The organism is Streptomyces longisporus (assembly GCF_039532765.1).
Taxonomy (GTDB): Bacteria; Actinomycetota; Actinomycetes; order Streptomycetales; family Streptomycetaceae; genus Streptomyces; species Streptomyces longisporus.
In genome coordinates this window covers 912,575-924,597 of the sequence record NZ_BAAASG010000007.1, presented here as the reverse complement: position 1 = coordinate 924,597, position 12,023 = coordinate 912,575, and the positions used below count along the sequence as shown (strand labels likewise).

Sequence of the window (12,023 nt, the reverse complement as noted above, 5' to 3'; positions counted from 1 at the left end):
CGGAACGTCCAAGCCCGCGAGACTGGCCGCATGGGGAAGAACATGGCGGTGCGTCGGCTCGATCTGGGGTACTTCATCCGGCCCGCGTCGGAGACCGGCGGACCACAGCCGCGGGTCGAACCTGTGCTCGCCTATCTGGTGCGACACGATCACGGCCTGATCCTCTTCGACACCGGCATCGGCAAGGCGGACCCCGAGACCGAAGCCCACTACCGGCCCCGACGGCGAGACCTGCGGGATGCGCTGGCCGCGGCCGGAGTCGCTCTTGGCGACATCTCACTCGTCGCGAACTGCCACCTCCACTTCGACCACTGCGGCGGCAACCCTCTCCTGGGCGGCAAGCCCGTCCTGGTCCAGGACATCGAGTTGGCCACTGCCCGCAACGCTGACTACACCTTCGACGAACTGATCGATTTCCCCGCCGCGTCCTACGAGGAACTCTCCGGTGAGGCCGAGGTCCGGCCGGGCGTCTGGATCATTCCGACACCAGGGCACACCCAAGGGCATCAGTCGCTGGTTCTTCGACAAGGAGACGGCACGGTGGTCCTCGCCGGCCAGGCACACGACTTCGCTTCGCACTACGCATCAGACCAGCTGGCCCGGCAAGCGGCACGTGACGGCGTGGCACAGCCGCTTCCCGCCTACCGGCACTGGATGGAGCGACTCGCCGACTTCGACCCACGACGCGTTCTCTTCGCCCACGACTGCTCGGTCTGGGAACCGTCGCAGAGCACCTCCCAAGCCAGGTCGGACTAGACGGGCATCCGGCGCCCTTCACCCACGTTCGTGGATGCGGCTCATGAGCGGCTCGCACTGCTCGGCGCCGTACGGAGGAACCATGACGATCCCGTCGAGCCATGAGAGAACGACCTCGTCCCTGTACGCCGACCAGCCGGCCACCGACGTGCCGCGGGCAGGGGTGGCGGGAGCATCCATGGAGACGAGAGCTTCGGTGATCCCCGCGAGCGCGGCCCGGCCCGAGCTGTGCAGTGTGCCCGTGGTGCCGCCGGTCGGCCCCTCTCCGTCGCCGCACTGGCCGGGGCCCTGCTGTGCGCGACCGCCGCATGCGGTTCCGGGGAGCCGCAGATCGCCAACGACGAAGCTCTGTACGTGATCAGCTCCTACGAGCCGACACCGGCCCGACCTGCCTCGCCGAGGCCACCCACTCGCGCGTCCCGTCCGCCACCTAGGCCCTGGGCATGTCCAGCGCGGCACGCACCCTTGCTCCATCGCCGCGTGGTGCCGTCAGCGTCCGTGGTCCTGACCTGTCGGACTCGTCACAGCCTTGGTCTGTGCCCTCGGGGTAGACGCCCTGGGTGGACGGGAGGTGCGTGTGACCGGACTGGCGGTCCCCCTGTGGGACGTGAACAACGGACAGGGTCTGCGTCAGCTGGCCGAACTGGGGCTCGCTCTGCTGCTGTCCAGCCTCATCGGCTGGGAACGGGCGGCCCAGCAGAAAAGCGCGGGCCTGCGCACCCACACCCTGGTCGGGATCGCCAGTGCCTTGATGATGGAGGTCTCCCAGCACGGCTTCACCAGCGTGCTCGGCCTGGACAACGTCTCCTTCGATCCCTCGCGGGTGGCGGCCCAGATCGTCTCCGGTATCGGCTTCATCGGCGGCGGCCTCATCTTCGTACGACGGGACGCCGTCCGCGGTCTGACCACCGCCGCGACGATCTGGCTCACCTGCGCGGTCGGCATGGCCTGCGGAGGCGGCCTGCCCATCCTCGCCTGCGCCGTCACCGCCCTGCACTTCCTCGTCGTGCGGGGCTATCCCCTGCTGGCCGACCGTCTGATACCCGGCGCGACCGCGTCGACGTTCGAACTGCGCATGACGTACCGCACGGGCACGGCCCTGCTGCCCCAGCTCATGGAGACCTGCACCCGGCGCGGCTTCCGCATCCTCCAGGTCAAGGTCGACCGTCTGCCCGGCCGAACCGATCCCGCCGCACGCGTCCTGCTCGAACTGGAGGGCACCGCCGACGCCGGCCCACTCACCTCCGAGCTGTTCCAGAACGACGGCGTGATCGATGTCGAGATGACCGCGGCCACCGACGAATAGGTGCGAGCACCTTCGCCGCTCGGTGGCCTCGTGGCGAGCGGGCCGGCCGATGAATGCCTCAAGCTGCTGCCGCATCCAGGTGGTACATCGCTCTGCCCACCCCGGGCAGGGCGCCGAGGGCCGCTACGACGGCGCATCCGGCCTGGCCGCCGCCCGGGACCCGCGTGTGGACGCCGTGGTTCTCGACGTCTAGCTGCCGGGCTGGACGGCGTCGAGGTGTGCCGGGCGCTGCACCGACGCACCACGGAGCGGACCCGACGCGTCCCGGCCGTCGGCGCCACCCGCGTGAGCGTCTACGTCGACGCCCGTTGGCTGCGGCCGGCCGTCGGCAACCTCGTGGACAACGCCCTGCGCCAGGGGCACTGAGCCGTCCACGTCACGCCGCCGTCGAAGACGGGGCTCCGGCCTGGGACTCGCCTTCGTACAGGCGGTGGCCACCGCGCACGGCGGTACCGTCACGCTCGACCTGCCCTGCTTGACCCGCGCGAGCCGGGGCGTGAACGGCATGGAGCGGTCGCGCCGGGGGATCGTGTCTGATGTGACCGGACAGTATCTTCCCTGGCTGGGGGTGCCGCTGGAGCACGGGCCTTGGGCGGCCGCCCTGGAAATGCCGGCTGTCACACCGGGTGGCCTGTGGGTGCTGGCGCTGATGCTGGAGCGGCGCCTGATGGGCTTTCGCACCGGGTTCGTGGCGGCGCTCGTCGGCGATCCGCTGCTGGCGGTCGCCGTCGCGCTGGGGGTGTGGCGGATGGGCACGACACCGCCGGCCGGACCCTCGGGCCTGTGGAGGGGTCTGGCCTCCGGCGTGGGCTGGCTGGTCTTCGGCCTCGTGCAGTGGTGGGCCGAACTGCGGTCGGGTTTCTTCACCCGTCAACAGGCCGTCGCCCCACCAAGATCTGGCATCAGCCAGCCGTCCACCCCCTGCTCGGCTACTGGCCGTGGACGGTCGCGGTCGGCGGTCTTTGGGCGCCCGGAGGACCCGCCGTCGATGTAGCCGGGCGGATGGGCATCGTGGTGTGCATCGGCGGTCGGGCACTGATCAACGGCTACGACCGGCACCGCCCGAAGCTCGGCCATCCGCCGTACGACTGGCGACGGCTCCGCTCCTGCCCACGCTCCTGCCCCCCTCCCCTGGCCCACCTCGTCCCTCATCCTGCGCACCCACCTCACCGACATCGTCACAAAGGAGCACTCCGACCGCTGCTGACGGACACCGATCAGTCGCGCCCAGGGTCAGCGAGCTGGAGTCTGCCGATCGTCCGGGTCCGGAGACGGTCGGCCCGTGTCCGTGGCCCGACGACGGCGCAGGTGGCGAACGACCACCACGGCGAGGGCCACGCCGGCTGCGGCGAGGACGTACAACTCGTAACGCTGGATGGCCGGGTACAGGGTGCCGATGTGGTCTCCGGCGACGTCGCCGAGGGTCACCCACACCCCCACCCACAGGGCTGCCCCCAGGGCGTTGAAGAAGAGGAAGCGGCGCCAGGGCATCTCGCTGAGTCCGGCCACGATGCCGTTCGCCTGACGCAGGCCCTCGATGAAGCGGGCGACCGTGACGACTTTGCCGCCGTTGCGGACGAAGAACGCCTCCGCCTTGGCGACCCGCGCCGGGGTCAGCAGCACGTAGCGGCCGAATCGCGTCACGAGGCGGTGGCCGCCGTAACGGCCGATGACGTAGCCGATGTTGTCACCGCACACGGCGGCGACGAAGGCGATCACGGCGACCGCTACGACGTTCAGCCGCCCCGCTCCCGCATACACGGCGGCAGCGATCAGCATCGTCTCCCCGGGAACCGGCACACCGAAGTCCTCCAGGAAGAGCAGGCCACCGACCGCCCCGTAACCCCAGTGGTCGAGAAGCGGGGCGAGGTCGGCAAAGACACCGGGCAAGGGAGGTGCGGTCATCGCGGATCACCTCTGCAGCCGAGGCTACCGGGTGCACTGCGCTGCGGTACGCCGACCACTGCTGACGGACACGGATCAGTCGCGCCCAGGGGCCGGCGAGGTCACGTGGCACCCGTGGGCACCATCCGTCGCCACGCCACACCACCAAGCAGACGACCTGCGAGTTCACCCGGCGACAACCAGCGGGCACGAACTCTGCGGCTTTTCCGAAGCCCCCGGCAAGATCAGTGGCGCCACCGAACGGCAGGCGACTCTTGACGAGCCTCCACTCCGGCGATCATTGCGCGAACCCCTGGGCTGTCGGCGTTCGACCGCCTGAGGAGTCGAGGAAACCAGGGAGGCGAAGCCGTGCGCGGTGATCAGGCCGGTCCCGGCGCCGACGGGAGGGCTGCGGGCAGCACGCCGGCCACCCCGGCAGCGTCGCACCAGCGCCCGGCCGGCCTTCAGCTGGAGCATGGCGGCGCCGGCGGCGAACACCGACACGGCGGCACCGGTGGCGACGGTACCGAACCCGGCCTCCCGGCCCGAGACCGGGAGGAACCCACGCCGACCGAGAGGGCCGCTGTCGCCGCGGCCGGCGCCCCGGTCGGGCGAGGAAGGGCACACCAGCAAACCCGCCCAGCAACGGGCCGAGTGTGCGGCTGATCGGCTTGCAGAACCCACAACTGCCGTACGCCCGCGCGTGCTTCGCCGCAATGACACTCACCAGGCCGTGTCACACCCACACGGGACAACCAGCTGGAGCAGGTGGCCGTGATGACGCTCGCGCCTCGTCGGCTTCCCCACGCCGAGCACGAGCACCTGCTTCACTCCGAGCTGCGCGCCCGCCTTCACTGATGGGGTGTTCACATCCCAGTTCGATGCCACCAGCACCACCACATGGTGCCCGTCATCCGCCCGCAGCTTGATCGACCCTTGGGCACACCGAGCTTCTCCCGTTGGTCCTCGGCCTGCTCGGCGTTCTTCCCGACCAGATCGGGCATCGTCACCGGGCCTGTCGCGACCGGCGTGGGAGGCCCCTTCCCGAACGCACCGCACCCGGCCCACGCCGACACCACCGCGAGTATGAGCGCCGCGCGGCAGATGTAGGCCCTCATGTTCCACTCCCGGGCTTGGCGTTCCGGCCCTGTCGTTCTACCTCACGGCGATGCGTGTGGCCGCCATCGTCTCCCCAGGTCAAGCCGTCAACATTTGCTTATGGACATGCCAACGGCCGCCAAATCCACCCCTACGACATGTAGTGTCCCGTCGCAGCACAGGACACTGACATGACGTCAATCGGGGGAATGGCCGTGACAGGCTTCCGCGCGCCCGCGCAGAGCGACTTTCACGCATACGGGAATCTGACGAAGAGCCAAGGCGATCACTTGGGCAGGCTCGTGCAGTGGAGCCACAACGAGTGTGCTCAGGTCGACGGTCTCGACGGAGTGCTCGTGGTGGCGCGGGCGTTCGTGCCTGACGTCTCGGCGTTCTTCGGCGACAAGTTCGCGCAGTGCCAGCGGGGCATGGGCGTGATCGACGACAAGATCCACAGCACGGCTGCCGCCTACACCCACGTCGACCAGAACACCGCGATAGAACTGCGCAACATATACCCGCAGTCCTCCTTCTCCTTCCCGGACATCTCCACGCTCCCCGGCGCCTCCCACCTCGGCAACTTCACCGACGAGGACGTCGAACTCAAGAAATTGGACGACGCCGACGACACGACGTCGAAGAGCATCCACACCGCGCTCCTGGTGGCCCGGAACAGTTCCGACCTCAAGGCCGCGGAGCACGCCTTCCAGTGGTGCACCGGCCAGAGCCTGATCGAGCTGATGCTCACGCCCCTCTTCGGCGAGTACGGTCGGCTGAAGTATCTGAGCGACGCCTACGACGAGTTGGGCGACGCGGCGTACACGGTCGCCGGAACGCTGCGCAAGGGCTCCTGGAGACTCGGCAGTGAGTGGTCCGGGGAGACCGCGACCAACTTCGACTCGTACATGTTCCGCTGGACCATGGGCATCGGCGGCATCGGCGACGCCTCCAAGCTCGCCTCGAAGGCGTTCAAGGACGGCTACCACGTCGTCGTCGGACTCGTCTGGGAGGCGCTCAGCGAGATCGGCAAGCTGATGGAGGACGGGATCAAGAAACTCGTCGAGCAGTTCGCGGAGATGATCGCCGGCGACGCCGCCATCGAAGCGGTCGGCCTCGGGCCCGAAGACCCGCTCGCGGACGTCGTCGCGGGCTTCTGGACCGCCGACAGGCTCTACAACATGTACAAAACCGTCAGGCTCATCATCAACGCGATCGGCATGATCCAGACGATCTTCGCGAAGATTTCCGACGCGGTGGACGCCATCAAGGAAGGCGTCCAGAAGGCCATCGACTTCATGGAATCACCCCCGTCCATCGGCAGCCTCATCGACGACGTGGAACAGCGCGGCTTCGAGTTCGAGAAGGGCGGCGGCTGGTCCCCGGCCATGGGCGCGTCCCGCATCGGCCTGCTGCCCGCGGCGTGAACACATCCAGAGGGAACCCGATGAACCGGATGCTCCAGCCCCTGCACGAGTTCACGGTCTCGGCCGACTACAGCCGCTCGCACACCACCTGGCAGGTGCGGGGAGTCGGGCAGAAGGCGCCCGTGATCCTGATGCACAAGGATTCCCCGCACCACTCCCTGCCCGAATACCGGGTGTTCCCTGCGGACCGCCCGGACGAGACCCTGGGCTTCGTCACCCCGTGGATGCCGTTCTCGGCCGACCGCAGGCAGATCGGCGAGGTGCGGTCCCCGGACTGGCACCGGCATACCGGCGCGTGGACCCTTGTCCAGAACGACCTCGGGGAACTGACCGGACAGCCGAAGGGCCTGAACACCAAACTGCGCCGTGCTCCGGTCATCAACTGGTATCTCAGCCGCCCGAGCGTCGACGCCATTCTGTCCGCACAACACCGCTTCTGCGGGCCGCAGTCCGAGGGTTTCGACTTCGCCCGGCGCGCGGGAGTCCGGGCCGAGTACGAAGTCACGGTCCATGACCCCCGCATGAACCGGCTGCTGATTCTCGCCTGGGTCCTGCACTTCAACGAGCACCACTCCGTGGATGTGCGCAAGACCGCGGTCGACCTGACCACCAACCCGTTCAGCGGCCTCGGCGACGCACGCCGGGCCAAGAAGCGCAGGCAGACCGGCCAGAACTGAGCCGACGGAACCGGAGAGCGACCATGACTTCCTACGACGCCCACAGCACTCACGGCGCCTTCCACACCCACGGTTTGGGAGACCGCCAGGACCAGGACGACCCCGCCGCCCGGCGACGCGCAGCCCAACTCGCCGAGCTCGGCGAGGAGTTGGTGGCAGGCCAGACCTGGCGACAGAAGGAGATCGCCGACAGGATCTACCAGGAACTCAAGGGCGGTGCCCATGTCGAGGACATCGAGCCGCTCCTCACGAAGCTGCGCCGCACCACCATCGAGGACGCCCGCGACCGGAGCACGGACCGGCGCGGCCGTCGCTGACCCCGTCTCTGTTGATGTCGCCGGACAACTCGTCGAGCAGGGCCGCGTCCATGCTCGGGACGCCGGTGAACAACAGTTCAAGGGGGTAGTGATGACCTGCACGGCCTCTGTGCCGCCCAAGCGGGACGCGCAAGCCGTCCGACGCCTCGACGACGGCGCGAACGCACTGGCCGAACTGTCCGGCTACCTCGCTCGCGTCGTCGAGCACCCCGCCGATGGCGCAGCCGTCAGTGCCGCCGCCGAGTCCCTCGGTGCCGACAGCGACATCCATCCTGACGTCACCGTCACCGTCGCCGACCGCCGGATGTGTCGATCGCCCCGTCAGCGCGCCCCCGGAGTACGCGGCGCTGCACCCCCGTCGCAGCGGTAGCCGGGCGGTGGCCGCCGCTTTCCGGGCCCCGCCCTGGGACGAGGACGAGCGAAGAGCTCGTCGGGTTCGCGACTGCGTCGACCACCCTCGGCGAGCGCACGGTGGAGTGGCTGTGCGGCGCCCGTGAGATCGACGAACTCGCCGTCCGCCCGGTAGACCGCGGCCCCGGGCTCGCTGCCGGCCTCCTCGAAGCGGTCAACCCGGACGCGCCCGAAGGCCGTTCCCGGCTGCTCACCTCGGTCCGTTCGGACCGGGCCGTGCCCTCCTACCGCCGCCGGGGCTGGACGCAGGCTACGCATCCTTCGCCGAAGGCCAAGGCATCGCCGCCTTCCTGGCCCCCGTCATCCCGCCCCTACGCCGGCTGCACACTCACCCCTGCGTGCGACTTGGCACGACCGCGGGCAGCCCGTCCACCGTCGCCGTGAGGACAGACAGCAGTCGGGCGAGTTCTCCCTGGTCGCCCGCGGCGTCGAGGAGCCGGGTCTGGTCGCCGTGGACGCGAAGGGCGGCGCGGTCGTGGAGGATGCGGCCGCGGGCGGTCAGGTGGAGCAGGACGCGGCGGCGGTCGACGGGGTCGGGGCGACGGTAGACCAGGTTTGCGGCGACCATGCGGTCGACCAGCTTGGTCAGACTGGGCGCCGGCATGAGGACGTGCTCGGCGATCTCGGTCATCGGATGGCCCTGCCCGTCGGCGACGGCCGCCAGGACCCGCCACTCCTCCACCGAGCAGCCCTCCTGCGCCAGCACCCCCGCCAAGCGCTGCACGAGGCGTCGCTCGGCATGGCTGAGCAGGTGGGCAAGGTCCGGCGAGGAGGATTCGGACGGCATTGCCGGTGTCCTTCCACTAGGTCTACTGTCTGGTCAGATTACGAGCCTCTGCGAGGGCGCCGGGGCCCGGACCGGGATCCGCGCGCCCTATGCCCTCACGGAGGTGGTCTGTGCATCCGGTGTCGCCCAGAGGGAACCGCGACTCGAGCACGACGCTGGTCGTGGCTCTGGTCGTGCCGTTGCAGGGGCCGGCGGGGGTCTTCGGCCCGTCGTGCGAACTTGCCGCGCAACTGGCCGTGGAGGAGCTCAACGCCGCGGGCGGCGTGCTGGACCGGGAGGTCCGGCTCGTCACGGTGGACGGCGGGGGATCGCCCGAGCAGGTGGCCGTCGAGGTCGAGGCCCTGGTGTCGCTGGGCGCCGTCGACGGAGTGCTGGGCTGGCACACCTCGGCGGTCCGCCAGGCGCTGCTGCCGCGGATCGCCGGCCGGGTGCCGTACGTCTACACCGCCCAGTACGAGGGCGGCGAGCGCACCCCGGGAGTCTTCCTGACCGGCGAGACCGACGCCGCCCAACTGCTCCCTGCGATGCGGCTGTTGGCCGAGGCGACCGGGGCGCACCGTTGGTGCACGGTGGGCAACGACTATGTGTGGCCGCGGGTGACCGCTCGTGCCGCGCGACGCTATGCCCGCGCCTGTGGTGGCCGGGTGCGGGACGAGGTCTTCGTGCCGCTGGGGACGCACGAGTTCGGGCCGGTGCTGCGCCGGATCGAGCGGAGCGAGGCCGACGCGGTGCTGATGCTGCTGATCGGGGACGACGCGGCCCGCTTCAACCGGGCGTTCGCCGCATACGGTCTTCACCAGAGGTGTCTGCGCCTGAGCACCCACATGGACGAGAACATCCTGCTGGCCACCGGTGCCGAGGCCACCGACGGGCTCTGGGCGACGGCCGGGTTCTTCGAGACGCTCGCGACCGCGGAGAGCCTGGACTTCAGCGCCCGTTACGCGGCCCGGTTCGGGGTACAGGCACCCGTCGTGGGGAGCCTCGGCGAGTCCTGCTTCGAAGGGGTACGGCTGCTGGCGGCGCTGGCCGAGCGGACGCGGTCGCTGGATGTACGGGCGATGTGTGCCGTCGCAGACACGGTGTCCTACGAGGGCCCGCGGGGCGTGCTGCGGCTGGACGGCAACCATCTCGCCCAACGGTTGTATCTGGCACGGGCGGACGCCTTCGACTTCCACATCGTCGCCCAACTCTGACCCCTCGCCCTCCAGTTGGGGCTGGCCAGCGCGCCTCTGAGGCCGCTGTCCGGCGTGGCCGTTGACAATACCCTGCCGCAGAAATACTTTCTACGGGAAGTATCGAGCGTGGCAATTCGCCATCCGCGAGACAGGCACAATCAACGGTCGGACCGTACACAATCACGGAGTTCGCCCCTCCGTGAACAGCACCCGCCCACCCGGCCGTTCGACGGGTCAATCGCGTCCAGAATCCGCAGGCCACAAGTTTGTCGCCTATTTCTACGCGCGTCACATAAAGGGCTCGTCAAAGAACTCCCCTTTAAAGAACGCGAAACGCTCAAGAAACAGAAAGACCTGACTCTTCCCTGAAAACACCCGGGTCATCCGGGTCGTGGCCCTGCGTCCGGAAGAGGGAAGAGTCGTGACGGAGATCGTCGACAAGGAAGCGCCACCGGCGAGTGCGGGCGGACGGACGTACAACAACTGGGCGCAGAACGACACGTTGGAGGACTACTCGCTGCGCTACGCGCCGAAGTCCTTCCGTCGCTGGACCCCGTACGTGGTGGCAACCACGGCCCTGGGCGGCATCGCTTACCTCGCCGACTTCGCCATCGGCGGCTCCATCGCCATCTCCAACGGCTTCTCCAGCGCCATGGTGGCCATCCTCGCCGCGGCAGTGGTCATCTTCCTGACCGGCATCCCGATCTCGTACTACTCGGCGAAGTACTCCATCGACATGGACCTGTTGACCCGGGGCGCGGGCTTCGGCTACCTCGGGTCCACGCTCACCTCGGTCATCTACGCGAGCTTCACCTTCATCTTCTTCGCCCTCGAAGGCTCGATCATGGCGCAGGCGCTGGAGCTGGGGCTGCACATACCGCTCGCCGTCGGCTACTTGATCTGCTCCCTCATCATCCTGCCGCTGGTCATCTACGGCATGACGGCGCTGTCCAAGATGCAGGTGTGGACGCAGCCGGTCTGGCTGGTGCTGATGGTCGCGCCGTTCGTGTCCATCGCCGTCCAGGAGCCGGGCAAGTTCTCGCAGTTCACGCACTTCGCCGGCAACTCCCCCACCGGCTCGAGCATCAGCATGCTCGGCGTCGGCGCGGGTGCCGGCGTGGCTCTGTCCCTGATCGCGCAGATCGGCGAGCAGGTCGACTATCTGCGGTTCATGCCCGACAAGACGCCCGAGAACAGCAAGAAGTGGTGGGGCGCGGTGCTCTCGGCCGGCCCGGGCTGGGTGGTGCTCGGTGCGGCCAAGCAGATCGGCGGGGCCTTCCTCGCCTTCTACATCGCCGGCAGTGTGGGCCTGTCCAAGGCCAACGAGCCCATCCAGCAGTACGTGCACGGCTTCAAGACCTTCGCCGCGCCCGTGGCCCTGGGTCTGGCCACGTTCTTCGTGATCCTCTCCCAGATAAAGATCAACTCGACGAACGCGTACTCGGGTTCGTTGTCCTGGTCGAACTTCTTCTCCCGGCTGACCCACCGTCACCCCGGCCGGGTCGTCTACATCTTCCTCAACGTCGGGGTCGCCCTGGCCCTGATGGAGGGCGGCGTGTTCGGCTTCCTCAACACGGTGCTCGGCTTCTACTCCAACGTCGCCATCGCCTGGATCGGCGCGGTCGTCGCCGACCTCGTCATCAACAAGCCGCTGAAGCTCAGCCCCTCGTACATCGAGTTCAAGCGCGCCCACCTCCACAACTTCAACCCTGTCGGCTTCGGTTCGATGCTCATCGCCTCGGCCGTCTCCATCGCGGCGTACTTCAACGCCTTCGGCGACTACGGCAAGGCGTACTCCCCGTTCATCGCCCTGTTCCTGGCCATGGTGCTCTCGCCGCTCTTCGCGGTGCTGACCAGGGGCAAGTACTACATCGCCCGTGTCGACGACTTGGAGGAGCCGCTGCTCGGCGCCGACGGCCTGCCGTCGGCGGTCACCCTCACCTGCACCGTGTGCACCACCGACTTCGAGCGGCCCGACGTGGCCAACTGCCCCTTCCACTCCGGGGCCATCTGCTCCCTGTGCTGCAGCCTGGAGAAGGACTGCCACGACTCCTGCAAGAGCGGCGCCGGTACCGGACCAGTCGTACTCGCCATGCCGACCGTCCGATCCACGGACTGACCCCCCACTCTCACCTCCACGGGTAATCGGCTCCGACCCGCGTCCTTCGACACGGGCCGGAGCCGATGT

13 protein-coding genes are annotated in these 12,023 nt (G+C 68.8%); 10 read left to right on the top strand and 3 right to left on the bottom strand.

All coding sequences use genetic code 11. The features are described 5' to 3' along the window. Window positions 1-30: 30 nt before the first annotated feature. Window positions 31-756 (top strand): N-acyl homoserine lactonase family protein, encoded by a 726-nt coding sequence (locus tag ABD355_RS15550; RefSeq protein WP_344400873.1) that lies wholly within the window; start codon window positions 31-33, stop codon window positions 754-756. A gap of 18 nt (window positions 757-774) precedes the next feature. On the opposite strand, the gene ABD355_RS15545 is transcribed toward ABD355_RS15550, so the two are convergent. Next, on the bottom strand, window positions 775-936 hold the full coding sequence (locus tag ABD355_RS15545) for a hypothetical protein (protein ID WP_344400872.1): 162 nt from the start codon (window positions 934-936) through the stop codon (window positions 775-777). Between the two features lie 397 nt (window positions 937-1,333). Between ABD355_RS15545 and ABD355_RS15540 the strand changes: the two genes are divergently transcribed. From ABD355_RS15540 to ABD355_RS15530, 3 genes are all read left to right on the top strand, one after another. After that, window positions 1,334-2,062 (top strand): MgtC/SapB family protein, encoded by a 729-nt coding sequence (locus tag ABD355_RS15540; protein WP_344400871.1) that lies wholly within the window; start codon window positions 1,334-1,336, stop codon window positions 2,060-2,062. Window positions 2,063-2,278: 216 nt separating this feature from the next. Continuing rightward, window positions 2,279-2,428 carry a hypothetical protein gene (locus ABD355_RS15535; RefSeq protein ID WP_344400870.1) on the top strand — a complete coding sequence of 50 codons (150 nt, stop codon included), beginning with the start codon at window positions 2,279-2,281 and terminating at the stop codon, window positions 2,426-2,428. A 64-nt stretch (window positions 2,429-2,492) separates the two neighbouring features. Continuing rightward, a complete protein-coding gene (locus ABD355_RS15530; protein WP_344400869.1) occupies window positions 2,493-3,056 on the top strand; it encodes a hypothetical protein in 564 nt (187 codons plus the stop codon). 239 nt (window positions 3,057-3,295) lie between these two features. On the opposite strand, the gene ABD355_RS15525 is transcribed toward ABD355_RS15530, so the two are convergent. Then, window positions 3,296-3,967 carry a DedA family protein gene (locus ABD355_RS15525; protein ID WP_344400868.1) on the bottom strand — a complete coding sequence of 224 codons (672 nt, stop codon included), beginning with the start codon at window positions 3,965-3,967 and terminating at the stop codon, window positions 3,296-3,298. Window positions 3,968-5,334: 1,367 nt separating this feature from the next. Between ABD355_RS15525 and ABD355_RS15520 the strand changes: the two genes are divergently transcribed. The 4 genes from ABD355_RS15520 (at window position 5,335) to ABD355_RS15505 (ending at window position 7,832) form a co-directional block, all read left to right on the top strand. Then, on the top strand, window positions 5,335-6,468 hold the full coding sequence (locus ABD355_RS15520; RefSeq protein WP_344400867.1) for a hypothetical protein: 1,134 nt from the start codon (window positions 5,335-5,337) through the stop codon (window positions 6,466-6,468). A gap of 20 nt (window positions 6,469-6,488) precedes the next feature. Next, window positions 6,489-7,145, top strand: a complete 657-nt coding sequence (locus ABD355_RS15515; protein WP_344400866.1) for a hypothetical protein — start codon at window positions 6,489-6,491, stop codon at window positions 7,143-7,145. Window positions 7,146-7,168: 23 nt separating this feature from the next. Continuing rightward, the gene (locus tag ABD355_RS15510; RefSeq protein WP_344400865.1) at window positions 7,169-7,462 is read left to right on the top strand and encodes a hypothetical protein; all 294 of its coding nucleotides are present in this window, start codon (window positions 7,169-7,171) and stop codon (window positions 7,460-7,462) included. A 91-nt stretch (window positions 7,463-7,553) separates the two neighbouring features. Continuing rightward, window positions 7,554-7,832: a hypothetical protein gene (locus ABD355_RS15505; protein ID WP_344400864.1), complete on the top strand. Its 279-nt coding sequence runs from the start codon at window positions 7,554-7,556 to the stop codon at window positions 7,830-7,832. A gap of 369 nt (window positions 7,833-8,201) precedes the next feature. Here ABD355_RS15505 and ABD355_RS15495 read toward each other — a convergent pair whose 3' ends face one another. Beyond that, entirely contained in the window at window positions 8,202-8,660 is a 459-nt protein-coding gene (locus ABD355_RS15495) for a MarR family winged helix-turn-helix transcriptional regulator (RefSeq protein WP_344400863.1), read from the bottom strand. A gap of 89 nt (window positions 8,661-8,749) precedes the next feature. Here ABD355_RS15495 and ABD355_RS15490 point away from each other — a divergent pair, with 89 nt between their 5' ends. Together ABD355_RS15490 and ABD355_RS15485 are read left to right on the top strand one after the other, a co-directional pair. Next, a complete protein-coding gene (locus ABD355_RS15490) occupies window positions 8,750-9,853 on the top strand; it encodes a substrate-binding domain-containing protein (protein ID WP_344400862.1) in 1,104 nt (367 codons plus the stop codon). A gap of 403 nt (window positions 9,854-10,256) precedes the next feature. Beyond that, complete coding sequence (locus ABD355_RS15485; protein ID WP_344400861.1) at window positions 10,257-11,954, top strand: purine-cytosine permease family protein; 1,698 nt, start codon at window positions 10,257-10,259, stop codon at window positions 11,952-11,954. Window positions 11,955-12,023: the final 69 nt, after the last annotated feature.